At 73.0% G+C, this 16,637-nt stretch carries 15 protein-coding genes; 13 read left to right on the forward strand and 2 right to left on the reverse strand.

The features are described 5' to 3' along the window. The first annotated feature begins 3 nt into the window (after nt 1–3). The 13 genes from ACWC91_RS28365 (at nt 4) to ACWC91_RS28425 (ending at nt 15,668) form a co-directional block, all read left to right on the forward strand. On the forward strand, nt 4–1,158 hold the full coding sequence (locus ACWC91_RS28365; protein ID WP_225078756.1) for a Gfo/Idh/MocA family protein: 1,155 nt from the start codon (nt 4–6) through the stop codon (nt 1,156–1,158). Next, nucleotides 1,155–2,186 (forward strand): sugar phosphate isomerase/epimerase family protein, encoded by a 1,032-nt coding sequence (locus tag ACWC91_RS28370; RefSeq protein ID WP_450643591.1) that lies wholly within the window; start codon nt 1,155–1,157, stop codon nt 2,184–2,186. Before ACWC91_RS28365 ends, ACWC91_RS28370 begins: the two co-directional genes overlap by 4 nt. A gap of 94 nt (nt 2,187–2,280) precedes the next feature. Further along, the gene (locus ACWC91_RS28375) at nt 2,281–3,675 is read left to right on the forward strand and encodes an ABC transporter substrate-binding protein (RefSeq protein ID WP_450643590.1); all 1,395 of its coding nucleotides are present in this window, start codon (nt 2,281–2,283) and stop codon (nt 3,673–3,675) included. A 104-nt stretch (nt 3,676–3,779) separates the two neighbouring features. After that, entirely contained in the window at nt 3,780–4,658 is an 879-nt protein-coding gene (locus ACWC91_RS28380; RefSeq protein ID WP_376503117.1) for a carbohydrate ABC transporter permease, read from the forward strand. 3 nt (nt 4,659–4,661) lie between these two features. Then, nucleotides 4,662–5,492 carry a carbohydrate ABC transporter permease gene (locus ACWC91_RS28385; RefSeq protein ID WP_225078752.1) on the forward strand — a complete coding sequence of 277 codons (831 nt, stop codon included), beginning with the start codon at nt 4,662–4,664 and terminating at the stop codon, nt 5,490–5,492. 5 nt (nt 5,493–5,497) lie between these two features. Further along, entirely contained in the window at nt 5,498–6,313 is an 816-nt protein-coding gene (locus ACWC91_RS28390) for a 6-phosphogluconolactonase (RefSeq protein WP_225078751.1), read from the forward strand. Next, nucleotides 6,310–7,287 carry a 5-dehydro-2-deoxygluconokinase gene (gene iolC / locus ACWC91_RS28395; protein ID WP_225078750.1) on the forward strand — a complete coding sequence of 326 codons (978 nt, stop codon included), beginning with the start codon at nt 6,310–6,312 and terminating at the stop codon, nt 7,285–7,287. Before ACWC91_RS28390 ends, iolC begins: the two co-directional genes overlap by 4 nt. Continuing rightward, nucleotides 7,284–8,192: a Cgl0159 family (beta/alpha)8-fold protein gene (locus ACWC91_RS28400; protein WP_450643589.1), complete on the forward strand. Its 909-nt coding sequence runs from the start codon at nt 7,284–7,286 to the stop codon at nt 8,190–8,192. Before iolC ends, ACWC91_RS28400 begins: the two co-directional genes overlap by 4 nt. Further along, nucleotides 8,192–9,076 (forward strand): 5-deoxy-glucuronate isomerase, encoded by an 885-nt coding sequence (iolB, locus tag ACWC91_RS28405; protein ID WP_225078748.1) that lies wholly within the window; start codon nt 8,192–8,194, stop codon nt 9,074–9,076. The genes ACWC91_RS28400 and iolB overlap by 1 nt, the downstream gene beginning before the upstream one ends. Further along, the gene (iolD, locus tag ACWC91_RS28410) at nt 9,073–10,974 is read left to right on the forward strand and encodes a 3D-(3,5/4)-trihydroxycyclohexane-1,2-dione acylhydrolase (decyclizing) (RefSeq protein ID WP_450643588.1); all 1,902 of its coding nucleotides are present in this window, start codon (nt 9,073–9,075) and stop codon (nt 10,972–10,974) included. Before iolB ends, iolD begins: the two co-directional genes overlap by 4 nt. Nucleotides 10,975–11,263: 289 nt before the next feature. Next, nucleotides 11,264–12,469: a glycosyltransferase gene (locus tag ACWC91_RS28415; RefSeq protein ID WP_225078865.1), complete on the forward strand. Its 1,206-nt coding sequence runs from the start codon at nt 11,264–11,266 to the stop codon at nt 12,467–12,469. Nucleotides 12,470–12,615: 146 nt separating this feature from the next. Further along, entirely contained in the window at nt 12,616–14,784 is a 2,169-nt protein-coding gene (helR, locus tag ACWC91_RS28420; protein ID WP_450643587.1) for an RNA polymerase recycling motor ATPase HelR, read from the forward strand. Nucleotides 14,785–14,891: 107 nt separating this feature from the next. Beyond that, nucleotides 14,892–15,668 (forward strand): SAM-dependent methyltransferase, encoded by a 777-nt coding sequence (locus ACWC91_RS28425; RefSeq protein WP_450643586.1) that lies wholly within the window; start codon nt 14,892–14,894, stop codon nt 15,666–15,668. Between the two features lie 76 nt (nt 15,669–15,744). On the opposite strand, the gene ACWC91_RS28430 is transcribed toward ACWC91_RS28425, so the two are convergent. After that, nucleotides 15,745–16,140, reverse strand: a complete 396-nt coding sequence (locus ACWC91_RS28430) for a hypothetical protein (RefSeq protein ID WP_225078744.1) — start codon at nt 16,138–16,140, stop codon at nt 15,745–15,747. A 278-nt stretch (nt 16,141–16,418) separates the two neighbouring features. Beyond that, complete coding sequence (locus ACWC91_RS28435; RefSeq protein ID WP_225078873.1) at nt 16,419–16,637, reverse strand: hypothetical protein; 219 nt, start codon at nt 16,635–16,637, stop codon at nt 16,419–16,421.

Consider the following 16,637-nt stretch of genomic DNA (forward strand, 5'->3'; position numbering starts at 1 on the left):
TCGATGCCGTCACATCCACCGGTCCGTCTCGCCGTCATAGGCGCAGGAACGATTTCTCAGTCGGTCCACCTCCCCGCCGTCCAGCGCCTGGGCGCGCTGTTCGAGACCACGGTCGTGTGCGACTTGTCCCCCTCCCGCGCGGCGGCGGTGGCCGCCCGCTGCGGAGTCGGCGTACGGGCCACGCACAGCTATGGGAGCGTGCTGGCCGACGACACCGTCGACGCCGTACTGCTGGCCACGCCCGGCACCCACGCGCAGGCCGCACGCGCCGCGCTGGAGGCCGGAAAGCACGTCCTCGCCGAGAAGCCGCTGTGCCTGACCGTGGCCGAGGCCGAGGAACTGGGCGCGCTCGCCGAGGCCAGGGGCCTGGTGCTTCAGGTCGGCTACATGAAGATGTACGACCCGCTCACCGAGGTCGCCGCGGCCGAGCTGGCCGAGCTGGACACCCCGCGCACGGTCCGGGTCACCGTGCTGCACCCCGCCGACGAACCGCAGGTGGAGCATCTGCGGCTGGCCCCGCCGACCGACGACGCGGACCTCTCCGTGATCGCCGAGTCCCTCGCCTACGAGGACGCGCGCACCCTGGACGCCCTCGGCGAGGTACCGGCCGAGCTGGGCCGCTACTACCGGGACGTGCTGAACGGCTCGGTGATCCACGAGCTCTCCGTACTGCGCGCGCTCGGCTTCACCCTGCCCACCGCATTCGACAGCGCCCAGCTGTGGCCGTGGCCGGTCGAGGGCGAACCGCCGTGCCTGCTGGCCACCGCGCCCCTGGGTGACGGCGCCCAGTTGGTCCTCAACTGGAACTGGCTCCCGGACCACCCCGAGTACGGCGAGGAGATCGCCGTACTCGCCCGCGACGGCCGGCTGCGCCTGGACATGGCCGCGCCCTACCTGGTGGACGTGCGCTCCACCCTGCGCGTGGAACGCGCCGAGGGCGCGCTGCGCCGCGACACCACCGCGCGGCACGGCTACGACACCGGGTTCGTGCGCCAGCTGGAGGAATTCGCCGCCGCGGTGCACGGGGAGGCACCGGTCCGCTCCGGCGCCGCCGGGGCGGCCGAGGACGTGCGCTGCCTCCAGGCGCTGGTCGCCGCGCTCGCCGCGCGGGCGGGCGTCGCGGTCGGCGGCGAGGCCGCGAAGGGGGCCGTCGCATGACCGGCCCCACCACGGGCTCCGCCGTGAACCCCACCACGGTCTACGCCACGCACCCCACCACGACGCCTGGCACGCACCCCTCCGGCGGCCTGCCGGACGGCATCCTGTTCGGCAACGCGCCGGTGAGCTACGGCGTGTACGGCGAAGGCGCGGGCGGGCCCGGCTCCTCCCCCGGCGCCCTGCTGGCCTCCATGGCCGAGGCCGGCTACCACGGCAGCGAACTCGGCCCGCCCGGCTTCTTCGGCACGCCGGAGCAGACCGCCGCACTGTTCACCGAGCACCGCCTGGCCGCCGTCGGCGCCTACATCCCCGTGCACTACGCCCTCGGCGACGACGTCGTGGAGCACGACCTGGCCCGGATGGAACAGACCTGCCGCGAACTGGCGGCGTGCGCCGAGGCGGCGGGCACCCCCGCCGACCGGGCGCCGCTGGCCATCCTGGCCGACGAGGGCAGCCAGACCCTGCTGCACAACCCCGCCCGCTCCTGGGACGACCGCTCGCTGGCCCTGGACGAGGCCGGCTGGGAGCGCCTGGCCCGGCTGTCCGAGCGCGCGGTGGCGATGGCCCGGTCCTACGGACTGCGCCCCTCCTTCCACCCCCACATCAGCACCTATGTGGAGTCGCCGTGGGAGGTCGAGCGGCTGCTGGAGCTGACCGAGGTCGGCCTCACTATCGACATCGCGCACATCCAGCTGGCCGGCGGCGACCCGGTGGAGTGCCTGCGGGCCTGGCGCGAGCGGATCAACCACGTGCACGTCAAGGACGTACGGATGGCCGTGCTCGCCGACGCCAAGGCCGCCGGCCGCACCGACTTCGACGAGTGGTGGGCGGACGTGTGCGTGCCGTTCGGCGAGGGCGACGTCGACATCGACGCCTTCCTGGCCGAACTGCTGCGCGGCGGTTACCGCGACTGGCTGCTGGTCGAGCAGGACCGGGCACCGACCCCCGCCGATCAGTACCCGCAGGTCGCCGCCGAGCAGGCGGCCAACTACGCCTGGCTGGCCGCGAAGGTGGCCGCCCACTCCTGATCACCCGGCTGCCCCGGGGGCGCGCGGCCCGACCGCCGTGCCTTCCGGGCGCCGTTCCCGGTCCGCCCGCGGGCGGGCCCGAAGTGGAGCAAGGATGAACAAGCTGCGTTGGACCGGGGCCGCGGGGCTGGCCCTGACCGGGCTGCTGGTCTCCGGGTGCGGTGTCCCCGGAGCCGGCGGCACCACCGCCTCGTCCGGCATCACCGGACCCCGGATCACCCAGCCGGTGACCGTCCAGGAGGTGGCCAAGCCCGGGCCCACCACCCTGCGTGTGCTCGCCGACTCGGGCGAGGACGCCACTCTCAAGGCGCTCGTGCCGATGTACGAGAAGAAGTACCCCAACGTCAAGGTCGAGGTCGTCACCAAGGGCTTCGACGACCTGATGAAGACCGTCGTCAACTCGATGTCCGGCACCGACGCGCCCGACCTGGTGCAGGGCAACCAGGGCTACGGCACCGACGGCCCGCTGGTCAAGGCCGGGCTGATCCGCCCGCTGGACGACGTGATGCGCGCCTACGGCTGGGAGAACACCTTCACCGACGGCGCCCTCAAGCAGTACCGCTGGACCCCCGACGGCGCCGTCTTCGGCTCCGGCAGCCTGTACGGCATCTCCCCCGCCACCGAGTACGTCGGCGTGTTCTACAACACCGACAAGCTGGCCAAGCTGGGCATCAAACCGCCCACGACCTATGCCGAGTTCACCGACGCGCTGGCCCGCGCCAAGGCCGCGGGACAGCAGCCCATCATGCTGGGCAACTCCGAGAAGTACCCCGCCAGCCAGGTCATCGGCCTGGTCCAGGCGCAGAACGTGCCCAGCCGCGACATCCGGTCGTGGATCAGCGGGGTCCCCGGCGCCACCATCGCCGACCAGGGCACCGAGGCCGCGGCCCGTACCGTGCAGGACTGGGCGAAACGCGGCTGGTTCGGCAACGGCTACGACGGCATCAGCTCCGACGACGCGGTCGCCAAGTTCAGCCACGGCCAGGGCGTCTTCCTGGTCGCCGGCTCCTGGAACGCGCCGGCCCTCCAGCAGAGCATGAACGGCCATGTCGGCTTCACCCTGCCCACCCGGCCCGACGGCACCCGCGCCACGGTCGGCTCGCTCGGCCTCGGCTGGCACATCAGCTCCAAGACCCGGCACCTGCCCGCCGCGGTCGCCTTCCTCGACATGCTGATGAGCGACCGGTTCGCGCAGACCCTCGCGGACGTCGGCCGCACCCCGGTCACCGGCCAGGGCACCGTCAAGGCCGACAGCGAGGTCGTCGACCAGGTCAACAGCATCGGGCTCGAGCTGCTCGCCGACGACGGGCAGAACTTCTACCTCGACTGGGCCTCCACCACGATGCTCGACACCATCGGCTCCAAGACCCAGGACCTGCTGGCCGGCCGCACCTCCCCGCGCGGCTTCGCCGAGGGCCTGCAGAACAACTGGCTGGCGTTCCAGAAGCAGCAGCGCCAGGACGCGGCAGCCGCCGGAGGCACCCCGTGACCGCGGCCCCGCTCTCCGGACGGGCCACCGCCACCGAGCCCGCGTCCCCCGCGCCGGGCTCCGACGACAGCCACAAGCCACCGGCCCACCGGAGACGGCACGGTCTGCGCGCCTGGGCCGGACGCCAGTACTGGCCCGCCCTCTGGTACCTGCTGCCCGCCGCCATCGTCTACACGCTGTTCGTGCTGCGGCCGCTGGGCCAGACCGCCTGGATCTCCCTGTTCCGCTGGGACGGCCTCACCGAGGGCCGCTGGGTGGGGCTCGGCAACTACCGCGCCCTGCTGTCCGACACCCGTATCCCCGCCGCGATCGGCCACTCGCTGGAGTTCGTGGTCTTCTACGCGCTGCTGCCGGTCGCCCTCGGCCTCTTCCTCGCCGCCCTGATGTCCCGCATCCGGGTGCACGGACTGAGCTTCTTCCGCGCGGTGCTGTTCCTGCCGCAGATCCTGGCCACCGTCGTGGTCGCCGTCTCCTGGCGGTGGGTCTACGACATCGACGGCCCGCTCAACGCCGCCCTGCGCGCCGTCGGCCTCGGCTCCCTGGCCCGCGCCTGGCTGGGCGACTACCACACCGCCCTGCCCTCGGTCGGCCTCGTCGGCACCTGGGTGATGTACGGGCTGTGCATGGTGCTCTTCCTCGCCGGCACCCAGAAGATCCCCACCGAGCTGTACGAGTCCGCCCGCATCGACGGCTGCGGCCCGGTCCGCGAGTTCTTCACCGTCACCCTGCCCGCGCTGCGCGGCGAGATGTCCATCGCCCTGGTCCTCACCATCACCTACGCCCTGCGCAACTTCGACCTGGTGTGGAACACCACCACCGGCGGCCCCGGCACCTCCACCACCGTGCCCAGCGTCTTCATCTACCAGGGTGCCTTCCTCACCCACGAGGTGGGCGGCGCCGCCGCGATCAGCGTCTGCCTGACCGCCGTGGTGCTGGTGGTGACCGGGCTCGTCATGCGCCTGGTGCGCGGAAAGGAGGGCTGACGGATGCTCACCAGCCGCCGCCAGACCGTCATCGGACACGCCGTCCTGGCCGTCGCCGCCATCGCCGCCCTGTACCCCTTCCTGTCCGTGGTGCTGCTGGCGCTGAGCAAGCCCGGCACCCGGCAGAGCGGTTTCACGCTCCCCACCTCCATCAGTCTCGACAACTTCTCCGAGGCCTGGAGCCGGGGACTGTTCTCGCAGGCCCTGCTGTCCAGCCTGATCGTGGCCACCGCCGTGGTGGTGGGCACCATCGTGCTGGCCGTCCTCGCGGGCTACGCCTTCGCGGCCTTCCCCTTCCCCCTCAAGGGACTGCTCCTGGGACTGCTGCTGATCGGTCTGGTGATGCCGTACGAGGCGACCGTGATCCCGCTCTACTACCAGCTCCGGTCCTGGCATCTCACCAACACCTACTGGGCGTTGATCCTGCCGCAGATCGGCCTGTCGCTGCCGTTCGCGGTGTTCTGGATGCGCACCTTCTTCGTGTCCACACCGCCGGCGCTGCGCGAGGCCGCCGCGGTCGACGGAGCCTCCAGGTTCCGCACCCTGCGCTCGATCCTGCTGCCGATGGCCGCACCCGCCATCGGCACCCTCGCCACCCTGCTCTTCCTCTTCGCGTGGAACGAGTTCCTGCTGGCACTGGTCCTCGTCCCGGACGACCGCAGCGTGCAGACCGCGCCGCTGGCCCTGTCGTTCTTCGCGGGCAACCGGCGCAACAGCAACCCGGGCGTCACCGCGGCCGCCGCCGTCATCGTCGCCCTGCCCGTACTCATCAGCTACATCGCCCTCCAGCGCCGCATGATCAGCGGCATGCTGGCCGGCGCCGTAAAGGAGTGACATCCATGTCGGCCCCCCTTCCCCCGCGCGTCTTCGACAGCCCCGCCCAGCTGGGCGCGGAGCTGGCCCGCGAGATCGCGGACGGGATCGCGGAAGCAGCAGGCTCCGGCCGGCGCTACGTCCTGGGCTGCCCCGGCGGCCGCAGCCCCAAGCCGGTCTACGAGGCGCTCGCCGAACTGACCGCCGAACGCGGGCTCGACCTGCGGCACGTCGTCATCGCCATGATGGACGAGTACGTCCTGCCCGACCCCGAAGCGCCGGGCGGCTTCCACGACATCGACCACGGCGCGCACAACAGCTGCCACCGCTTCGCCGCCGAGGAGATCGTCGCCCCCCTCAACACCGCGGCCGGGCCCGCCCGGAGCATCCCCGCCGACGCGGTGTGGTTCCCCGACCCCGCGGACCCGTCCGCCTACGAGCGGCGTCTGGCCGAGGCCGGCGGCATCGACCTGTTCATCCTGGCCTGCGGCGCCTCGGACGGGCACATCGCCTTCAACCCGCCCGGCACCGAACGCCGCAGCACCAGCCGGATCGTGGAGCTCGCCGACACCACCCGCGTCGACAACATGGGCACCTTCCCCGACTTCGCGTCCCTCGACGAGGTGCCCCGGCACGGCGTCACCGTCGGCGTGCACACCATCGTGGCCAACTCCCGGCGCGCGGTGATGACCGTCCACGGCGCCCACAAGCGCGAGGCGGTGCGCCGCCTGGCCACCGCCCGCGGCTACGACCCCTCCTGGCCCGCGACCCTGGTCACCGAGTGCGCCGACGCCGCGCTCTACGTCGACCGGGCGTCGATGGCCCTGGAGGACGCCGCGTGACGTACGACCTGATCACCCTGGGCCGGGTCGGCGTCGACCTCTACCCGCAGCAGACCGGGGTCGGCCTGGCCGCGGTGCGCACCTTCGCCAAGTACCTCGGCGGCAGCGCCACCAATGTGGCCGTCGCCGCCGCCCGGCACGGCCTGCGCAGCGCGGTGGTCACCGGAGTCGGCGACGACCCGCTGGGCGGGTTCGTCCGTGACGCGCTGCGCGGCTTCGGTGTGGACGACCGGCATGTGGTGACCGTGCCCGGTTCCCAGACCCCGGTGGTGCTGTGCGAGCTGTTCCCGCCGGACGACTTCCCGCTGTACTTCTACCGGCCCGACGCGCCCGACCTGCGGCTGCTGCCCGAGCATCTGGACCTGCCCGCGCTGCGCGGTGCCCGGGTCGTGTGGGCCACCGGCAGCGGCCTGTGCGCCGAGCCGTCGTACGGCACCACACTGCGGGCGCTCGCCGAACGCGACGCGGGCACCGACACCGTGCTGGACCTGGACTGGCGCCCGATGTTCTGGGACCGGCCCGAGGACGCGCCCGCCCGGTACGCGCAGGCGCTGGAGCACGCCACCGTCGCGGTCGGCAACCGCGACGAGGTCGAGGTCGCGGTGGGCACCCGTGACCCGGACCGGGCCGCCGACCTGCTGCTCGCCCGCGGAGTACGGCTGGCCGTGGTCAAGCAGGGCCCGCACGGCGTCCTGGCGCGCACCGCGACCGAGGACGTACAGGTGCCGCCGATCCCCGTCGAGGCGGTGAACGGCCTCGGCGCGGGCGACGCGTTCGGCGGCGCCCTGGTCGCCGGACTGCTGGCCGGACAGCCCCTGGCCGACACCCTGGCCGCCGCCAACGCCGCCGGGGCCCTGGTCGCCTCCCGGCACGCCTGCGCCGACGCCATGCCCACCCCCGAAGAGATCGCCGAGCTGACCGGCCGCCCCACCCCGCGCGCCGTCGCCACCACCACGACCGGAGAACCTCGTTGAGCGCCACCCTCGCCACCGCCCCCGTCGCCCGTGACCTCTCCGAGGTCACCCGGATCCGGCTCACCGACCCGGACGCGATCCGCCGGGCCGCCGCCGCCCGCCCGAAGTTCGACAGCGCGGACCTGGCCCGGCCGCTGTTCATCCTGGCCGCCGACCACCCGGCCCGCGGCGCGGTGGCCGCCGGCGGCAACCCCACCGCCATGGGCGACCGGCACGAGCTGCTGGCCCGCTGCGTCGAGGCGCTCTCCCGCCCCGGGGTGGACGGCTTCCTCGGCACGCCCGACCTGGTCGAGGACCTGACGCTGCTCGGCGCGCTCGACGGCAAGCTGGTGCTCGGCTCGATGAACCGGGGCGGCATCCCCGGCGCCTCGTTCGAACTCGACGACCGCTTCACCTGCTACGACGCCCGTGGCATCGAGGAGGCGGGGCTGGACGGCGGGAAGGTGCTGCTGCGCGTCGACCCCGCCGACCCGGGGACCGCGGAGACCCTCAGCGGGACCGCCACCGCCGTGAACGAACTGGCGGAGCGCCGGCTGCTCGCCCTGATCGAACCGTTCAAGTCGGTGCGCGAGGGCGGCAAGGTGCGCAACATCCTGGAGGCCGACGCGCAGATCTGGGTGAACAACATCGCCTCCGCGCTCGGCCGCACCTCCGCCTACACGTGGCTGAAGGTCCCTGTCGTCCCCGACATGGAGCGGATGATGGCCTCCACCACCATGCCCACCCTGCTCCTCGGCGGCGAGGGCGGCGGCGACCCCGACGCCATGTACGCGTCCTGGCAGCGCGCGCTGGACATCGAGCACGTCCGAGGGCTGATCATCGGCCGTACGATGCTCTTCCCCGCCGACGGCGATGTGGCCGGTGCCGTGGACACCGCCGTCTCGCTGCTCGGCCGGGAGTCCTGATGTCCCGTCGGCTGCACCTGCCCGACGGCACCGCCGCGGCGGACGGATTCCGCCTCACCGTCACCCCGCGGGACGCCGGATGGGCCTACAGCTCGCTGCGCGTCCTGGACCTCGCACCGGGTGCCTCACGGACGCTGGACACCGGTGACAGCGAGATGATCGTGCTGCCGCTGTCCGGCGGCTGCCGCGTGGAGATCGACGGCACCGTCCTCGAACTCGACGGCCGCCCCGACGTCTTCAGCCGGGTCACCGACTTCGCCTACGCGCCGCGCGACGCCCGGCTCACCGTGCACTCGGCGGCCGGTGGGCGGTTCGCGCTCCCCGCGGCCCGCTGCGAGCGCCGGCTGGCGCCCGCCTACGGTCCCGCCGAGGCCGTACCGGTCGAGATCCGCGGCGCGGGCCCCGCCACCCGGCAGGTGAACAACTTCGCCTCCCCCGAAGGCTTCCCGTGCGACCGCCTGGTCGCCGTCGAGGTGCTCACCCCCGGCGGGAACTGGTCGTCCTATCCGCCGCACAAGCACGACGAGCGACGTCCCGGAGAGGCGGTGCTGGAGGAGATCTACTACTTCGAGATCGGCGGCCCCGGCCCGCACGGCTTCGGCTACCAGCGGGTGTACGAGCCCGCCGCGGCCGGGGTCGACGGGGTGGACGTGCTGGCGGAGGTCCGGCAGGGCGACGTCGTGCTCGTCCCGCGGGGCTACCACGGCCCCTCGATGGCCGCTCCGGGGCATCCCCTCTACTACCTCAACGTGCTCGCCGGGCCCGATCCGCAGCGCACCATGGCGTGCTGCGACGACCCGGCCCACCACTGGGTGCGCGCCTCGTGGGACGGCCAGGCCGCCGACCCCCGGGTGCCGATCTGCGACGCGGGAGGCCCGCGATGACCACGACCACGTCCGCCGGGCGGGTACGCCGACTGACCACCGCCCAGGCGCTGGTGGCGTTCCTCGCCCGGCAGTACACCGAGCGGGACGGCGTCGAACAGCGGCTGATCGAGGGCTGCTTCGGCATCTTCGGCCACGGCAACATCGCCGGCCTCGGCCAGGCGCTGCTGGAACGCCCCGACGACCTGACCTACTACCAGGCCCGCAACGAGCAGGCCATGGTGCACGCCGCGGTGGCCTACGCCCGCACCCGGCGCAGGCTCTCCACGCTGGCCTGCACCGCCTCGGTGGGACCCGGCTCCACCAACATGGTCACCGGGGCGGCGCTGGCCACCGTCAACAGGCTGCCGGTGCTGCTGCTGCCCGGTGACACCTTCGCCTCGCGCGCCGCCTCACCGCTGCTCCAGGAGCTGGAGCAGCCGTACGCCGCCGACATCACCGTCAACGACACCTTCCGCCCCGTCTCCCGGTTCTTCGACCGGATCTGGCGGCCCGAGCAACTGCTCTCCTCGGCCGTGCAGGCTGTGCGGGTGCTCACCGACCCGGCCGAGACCGGCGCCGTCACCCTGTGCCTGCCGCAGGACGTGCAGGCGGAGGCCTGGGACTTCCCCGAGGAGTTCTTCGCCCGCCGGGTGTGGCACGTCCGCCGCCCGGCACCTGACGAGGCGTCACTGGCAGCCGCGGTGCGGCTGCTGCGGGGTGCCCGGCGCCCGCTGATCGTGGCCGGCGGCGGAGTGATCCACTCCGACGCCACCGCCGCGCTCGCGGAGTTCGCCGCCGCCACCGGCGTTCCCGTGGCGGTCACGCAGGCCGGGAAGGCCGCGCTGCCGCACGGCCATCCGGCGGCGGTCGGCGCGATCGGCCACACCGGCAGCGCCGCGGCCAACGCCCTGGCCCGCGAGGCCGATGTCGTGATCGGCGTCGGCACCCGCTGGCAGGACTTCACCACCGCCTCGCGCACCCTGTTCGCCGACCCGCGGGTGGCCTTCGTCAACCTCAACATCGCCTCGTTCGACGCCGCCAAGCAGGCCGGGGTGTCGCTGGTCGCGGACGCCCGCGCGGGCATCCAGGCCCTGGGCGCCGCTCTGTCCGGCTGGTCGGCCGCCCCGGAGTGGCGTGAGCGCGCGGCCGGACTGGTCCGCGGCTGGGACGCGGTGGCGGACGCCGCCTTCACCGCCGGACACCGGCCGCTGCCCGCCCAGAGCGAGATCATCGGCGCGCTGCGGGACGGCATGGGCGAGCGCGACGTGGTGGTGTGCGCCGCCGGTTCGATGCCGGGCGATCTGCACAAACTGTGGCGCCCCAGTGACCCGCTGGGCTACCACGTCGAGTACGGCTACTCCTGCATGGGCTACGAGATCGCCGGAGGGCTGGGCGTGAAGATGGCCGCGCCCGAGCGCGAGGTCGTGGTGCTGGTCGGCGACGGCTCGTACCTGATGATGGCTCAGGAGATCGCCACGGCGGTGGCCGAGCGCCTCAAGCTGGTCGTGGTGCTGGTGCAGAACCACGGCTACGCCTCGATCGGCGCGCTGTCGGAGTCGGTCGGCGCCGACCGGTTCGGCACCCGTTACCGCTACCGCGACCCGGCCACCGGGCACCTGGACGGCGACACCCTGCCGGTCGACCTGGCCGCCAACGCGGCGAGCCTGGGCGCGGACGTCATCCGCGCCCAGGGTCTGGACGGCTTCCGCGAGGCGCTCGCCACCGCGCTGGCCGCCGAGCGCACCACCGTCGTCCATGTGGAGACCGACCCCCTGGTGCCGGCACCCGACTCGGACGCCTGGTGGGACGTCCCGGTCGCCGAGGTCTCCGCACTGCCGTCGACCACCGTGGCCCGCGCCGCCTACGAGCAGCACAAGAAGGCCCAGCGCCCGCTGCTCGCCCCACCACCGGCCTGACCCGGCCCCGGCCCGCGTCCTCCGAGACTCCCTCGGCAGGACGCGGGCCTTGTGTGCCGTCCTGCTTGCTCCCGCCAGTTCCCTCAGGCGGCGGAGTCGATATGCGCAATACGCGCGAAAAGGACATCGCCCGTCGGCGTCGGACGGACAAAAAGAAAGGGAAAGGAGGTCACCCGCTCCTTTCCACTCTCAACGTATAGCGCACTGGGGGGCTTGCGGCAAGGCCCCCGTCGTGCCGCAGAATCGCCGGCCGAAGCCGGAAAACGAGGGTGGGTGTCGCGAAGTGCGTGTGTTGTTGTCGACCTATGGATCGCGTGGGGACGTCGAACCGCTGGTGGCACTCGCGGTGCGGTTGCGGGAACTCGGCGCGGAGGTGCGGGTGTGCGCGCCGCCGGACGAGGACTTCGCGCAGCGGTTGGCCGGTGTCGGCGTACCGCTGGTGCCGGTCGGCCGGTCGGCGCGCGCGCTGACGACCGCGGCGCCGTCGCCGTCGTCGCTGCCCCAGCGCGCGGCCGAGCTGATCGCCGGCCAGCTCGACGCGGTCACCGCGGCGGCCGGGGGATGCGACGTGCTGGTGGCGACCGGCATGATGCCGGCCGCGGCCGGCGCGCTGTCGGTGGCGGAGAAGCTGGGCATCCGCTCCGTGTCCGTGACCTTCCAGCAGCTCACCCTGCCGTCGCCGCACCGCGCGCCGCTGGCGTATCCGGGCCGTCCGTTCCCGCCGGACGTGACCGGCAACCGGGAGCTGTGGGACCTGGACGCCCAGAGCATCAACACGCTGTTCGGTGAGGCGCTCAACACGAACCGCGCCTCCATCGGCCTGCCGCCGGTGGACGACGTCCGCGACTACGTCATCGGCGACCGGCCGTGGCTGGCGACGGACCCGGCCCTGGACCCGTGGCAGCGGACGCCGGACCTCGACGTCGTCCAGACCGGCGCGTGGACCCTGCCGGACGTGCGCCCGCTCCCGGCCGAGTTGACGGCGTTCCTGGACGCCGGGACGCCTCCGGTGTACGTGGGCTTCGGCAGCATGCCCATGCGCACCTCGACGGACGTCGCCCAGGCGGCCGTCGACGCGATCCGGGCACAGGGCCGCCGCGCGGTCGTGGCCCGTGGCTGGGCCGACCTGGCCCTGGTCGACGACCGTGACGACTGCTTCGTCGTCGGCGAGGTCAACCAGCAGGCGCTGTTCGGCCGGGTGGCCGCCGTCGTGCACCACGGCGGCGCGGGCACCACGACGACGGCCACCCGGGCCGGCACGCCTCAGGTGGTGGTGCCCCAGGCGGCGGACCAGCCGTACTGGGCCGGCCGGGTGGCGGACCTCGGCATCGGCGCGGCACACGACGGTCCGACTCCGACCTTCGAGTCCCTGTCGGCCGCGCTCGGGACGGCGCTCGCCTCCGGCGCCCGCGCACGAGCGACCGCCGTGGCCGACATGATCCGCACCGACGGAGCGGCGGTGGCCGCGAGGCTGCTGCTCGACGCGATCAGCTGAGAGGTCCGCCGGTACCCGCGTGGGCCACGCGGGATCGCCGAGCCGGGACCCCGGAACACGACAACCCGCCGGCCCGACGTCACGCCGGGCCGGACACCTTGCCGCACGCAACGGTCGCAAGCGACCCCAGATCGGAACCGAAGACCATGAACCCCCTCACCACCAGCGCTTTCGACCTTCCCGACCGTCTCTCCTCCAAAGCCGACCCGACGCTGATCGCCGACGACGAGCAACACTTCGCGGCCATCGCGGAGTGCCTCGAGCAGTCGATCGCCGAGGTGTCAGACCGCCTCGCCGCCGAACGCAGGGCGCCCGGCGGCATGGGCCGGCAGGCGTTGGACCGGGACCTGGAGATCCACCGGCTGACCGCTCGCCTGCGCACACTGCGCCGCTTCGGCCTGGACCTGTGCCTCGGCCGCATGGTCGGCGCGGACCACTCCGAGCCCGTGTACGTCGGCCGGCTCGGCCTCACCGACAGCACGGGTCGCCGGCTGCTGCTCGACTGGCGCTCCCCCGCGGCTGAGCCGTTCTTCGGAGCCACCCACGCCAACCCGATGGGTCTGACGAGCCGCCGCAGGTACCGCTGGACCGGCGGCCGGATCAGCGACTACTGGGACGAGGTGTTCACCGCGGACGACTTCGCCGGGCACGCCGCGCTCGACGACCAGTCCGCGTTCATCGCCAGCCTGGGCAGCAGCCGTTCGCCTCGGATGCGCGACGTGCTCGGCACCATCCAGGCCGACCAGGACGCCATCATCCGCGCGGGATCCCGCGGCGCCCTCGTCGTCGACGGCGGTCCGGGCACGGGGAAGACCGTCGTCGCCCTGCACCGCGCCGCCTACCTCCTCCACTCCGACCCCCGCCTCGGTCACCGCCGCGGCGGCCTGCTGTTCGTCGGCCCGCACCAGCCCTACCTCGGCTACGTCGCCGACGTCCTCCCCAGCCTCGGCGAGGAGGGCGTGCGGACCTGCACCCTGCGCGACCTCGTCGCCGAAGGGGCCGCGGCGGCGGTCGAGTCCGATCCGGACGTGGCCCGTCTGAAGTCGTCCGCGGATCTGGTGAAGGCGATCGAGCCGGCTGTCAGGTTCTACGAGGAGCCGCCCGCCAAGGGGATGACGGTCTCCACCCACTGGTCCGACATCCGGCTGACCGCCGACGACTGGGCCGCCGCGTTCGAAGCGGCGGACCCCGGTACCCCGCACAACGAGGCACGTGACCAGGTCTGGGAGGAACTGCTCGCGATCCTGGTGGACAAGCACGACGGCGACGCCCCGGACGACCTGCTGCGCAGATCACTGCGGCAGAACAGGGAACTGCGAACGGCCTTCAGCCGCGCCTGGCCGCTGCTCGAAGCGGCCGACCTCGTCGGAGACCTGTGGTCGGTGCCCGCCTATCTGCGGATGTGCGCTCCCTGGCTCGGCCCCGGCGACGTCGAGAAGCTCCAGCGCCCGGACGCCCAGGCCTGGACGGTGTCCGACCTGCCGCTGCTGGACGCGGCGCGGCAGCGCCTCGGTGACCCGGAGACGTCACGGCGCAAGGCCCGTCACGAGGCCGTCATCGCCGCGCAGCGCGAGCGCATGGCGCAGGTCGTGGACAACCTGATCGCCGCCGCGGCCGACTCCGGGGCCGACGGGGACGACGGCGAGGGCCTGGTGACGATGCTGCGCGGTGAGGACGCCGAGGTCAGCCTGGTGGACGAGTCCGAACTGTCCACCGCCGACCCGGACCAGCTCGCCGGCCCGTTCGCGCACATCGTCGTCGACGAGGCTCAGGAACTGACCGACGCGGAGTGGCAGATGCTGCTGCTGCGCTGTCCGTCCCGGAGCTTCACCGTCGTCGGGGACCGGGCCCAGGCCAGGCGCGGGTTCACGGAGTCGTGGCGGGAGCGGCTCGAACGGATCGGGCTCGACCGGATCGACCTGGCGTCCCTGAGCATCAACTACCGCACGCCGGAAGAGATCATGGCGGAGGCCGAGCCGGTCATCCGGGCCGTGCTCCCGGACGCCAACGTGCCGACCTCCGTCCGCGGCAGCGGCGTGCCCGTCGTGCACGGCTCCACCGCGGACCTGCATTCGATCCTCGACACCTGGGTCGCCGCTCATGCCGACGGGATCGCCTGCGTCATCGGCGATCCGGCTTTCCCGAGCACGGCGCGCGTCCGGTCGCTCACCCCGGAACTGTCCAAGGGACTCGAATTCGACCTGGTCGTCCTCGTCGACCCGGAGACGTTCGGCGAGGGCGTCGAAGGAGCGATCGACCGCTATGTCGCCATGACCAGGGCGACCCAGCAGCTCGTCATCCTCACGAGCCCGTGACACCGGGGACGCCGGCCGGGCGAGGCGGCCGGCGACCACCCACCTCGGCACCGGCGCGGAAAAAACTGGTGTCGCCGGCCGCCGTGTCCTCCCTACCGTTCGGGATCATGGATGACATCACCGCCCCGCCACGGCTGACCCGGCTCACCTTCCACGGGCCGCTCTCCGAGGACCGGGCCGCCAGGATGATCCGGCGGCTCGCCTCTCCGGCCGGTCCGACAACCCCGGCCACCGTGCTCGACATCGGCTGCGGCTGGGGCGAGTTCATGCTCCGCCTCCTCGCGGCGATGCCCGGCGCGACCGGAGTCGGTGTCGACCTGAACGAGGAGGACCTCGCGCGGGGGCGCGCCAACGCCGAGAGCCGCGGGCTGGCCGAGCGCGCCCGCTTCGTCGAGGAGTCCGCCGTCGACACCTCCCGAGGCCCCGCGGACCTCGTGCTCTGCCTCAGCGCCAGTCACGCCCTCAGCGAGGCCCGACCCCCCGAGCACACCACGGCCGCCCTGCACGCCCTCCGGCGTCTGGTCACCCCGGGCGGCCGTGTCCTGCTCGGTGAGGGGTTCTGGCAACGCCCGCCTGCTCCGAGCGAGTTGGCGGCCATGTGGCCTGACGCGTCCGCCTTCGAGTTCCACCACGTCGCCGACCTCGTCGACCTCTCCGTCGCCGCGGGGTTCCGTCCGGCGTGGATCGAGACCGCGAACGACGACGAATGGGAGGAGTTCGAGTCCGCCTACCAGGCCGACGTCGAGGAATGGCTCGCCGCCCACCCCGGGCATCCCCTGGCGGAGGAGACCCGCGACCGCGTCGACCGCCACCGCGGCATGTGGCTGCGGGGCTATCGCGGCGTTCTGGGCATGGCCTACCTGACCCTCGTTCCCGTGGACTGAAGACCGGACGGTGTCAATGGGGACGCCCGACAGCCTCGCGCTGCCGGGCACCGCTCCCCACTGGCTCCACCGCGTCTCAGCGCCCTTCCTTCCGCCTGCTGCGCACGAGCCAGGTGGCTCCTCCGACGGCCAGGGCGACCGGCCACTCAAGGGCCCCCGCGACAGCGAGGGCTCCCAGGCCTCCGTAGAAGACCAGGTCCCGGGTGGGCACGTTCTCCAGGCTGAGGTACGGGATCGGAACCGGGGCGCGGAACATACGAGTGCGCAGGTGGACACCCCCGTCAGGGTGAGCCTCACCGGTCCCGTTCCGGGCTTGCGTACGCCCGGTGAACGTGCTGTGGCTCCCGTACTGCCCCTTCTGGGCCCGCACGCGTGCCGCGGGCTCGAGCGTGGTCAGTCCAGCGTCCGACATCTTCTTCTGGGCCCGGACACGCTCGGTGGGCTCGAGCACGGTCTCGGCTGCCGTAACCATCCCCGCTCCTCCTCTCCTGTGAGCCGGTATGGATGTGTCTGGATGTGTCTCTTCATCCATCGTCCCTTCCATCCTCGCGCGCCGTCCGCCATAGCGGCTGCCTCGCGGGGAACCAGGACGACTCGGCCGGGCTCCGGCGGCACTCGCGCGGGGACCCCGGTCGGCCCTGCAAGGCCGACCGGGGTCCCCGGACCCGCTCACTTCACGGTCACGAACCGAGCGGGGTCGGCCGGTACCGCGTCAGGCCCCGGCCGTCCCTCACCCCCGTTACCAGGCCGTCACGGCGCGCAATAGGCGATCGGAGTGACGGAGTAGTTCTGGGTGGCGGAGGTGTTGTGGAAGTTCACGGTCCAGCTGTCATCGGGGTTCGTGCTCGTGCTCCGGTAGCTGTTCACGGGGATGACCTCGTCGCCCCCGACCCAGCCCCCGCTGACCGCATGCTGACCGGCCGGGCACACAGCGACCAGGGCGAGCGTCTGCCCCGGTGTCAACGTCAC

The organism is Streptomyces sp. NPDC001204 (assembly GCF_053598035.1).

What these genes read in the sequence shown, in the direction of transcription:
- ACWC91_RS28365 (WP_225078756.1), top strand. Translation starts at nt 4, where the DNA reads ATGCCGTCACATCCACCGGTCCGTCTCGCCGTCATAGGCGCAGGAACG.
- ACWC91_RS28375 (WP_450643590.1), top strand. Translation starts at nt 2,281, where the DNA reads ATGAACAAGCTGCGTTGGACCGGGGCCGCGGGGCTGGCCCTGACCGGG.
- ACWC91_RS28430 (WP_225078744.1), bottom strand. Translation starts at nt 16,140, where the DNA reads ATGGTTACGGCAGCCGAGACCGTGCTCGAGCCCACCGAGCGTGTCCGG.
- ACWC91_RS28370 (WP_450643591.1), top strand. Translation starts at nt 1,155, where the DNA reads ATGACCGGCCCCACCACGGGCTCCGCCGTGAACCCCACCACGGTCTAC.
- helR (WP_450643587.1), top strand. Translation starts at nt 12,616, where the DNA reads ATGAACCCCCTCACCACCAGCGCTTTCGACCTTCCCGACCGTCTCTCC.
- ACWC91_RS28425 (WP_450643586.1), top strand. Translation starts at nt 14,892, where the DNA reads ATGGATGACATCACCGCCCCGCCACGGCTGACCCGGCTCACCTTCCAC.
- ACWC91_RS28385 (WP_225078752.1), top strand. Translation starts at nt 4,662, where the DNA reads ATGCTCACCAGCCGCCGCCAGACCGTCATCGGACACGCCGTCCTGGCC.
- ACWC91_RS28390 (WP_225078751.1), top strand. Translation starts at nt 5,498, where the DNA reads ATGTCGGCCCCCCTTCCCCCGCGCGTCTTCGACAGCCCCGCCCAGCTG.
- iolD (WP_450643588.1), top strand. Translation starts at nt 9,073, where the DNA reads ATGACCACGACCACGTCCGCCGGGCGGGTACGCCGACTGACCACCGCC.
- iolB (WP_225078748.1), top strand. Translation starts at nt 8,192, where the DNA reads ATGTCCCGTCGGCTGCACCTGCCCGACGGCACCGCCGCGGCGGACGGA.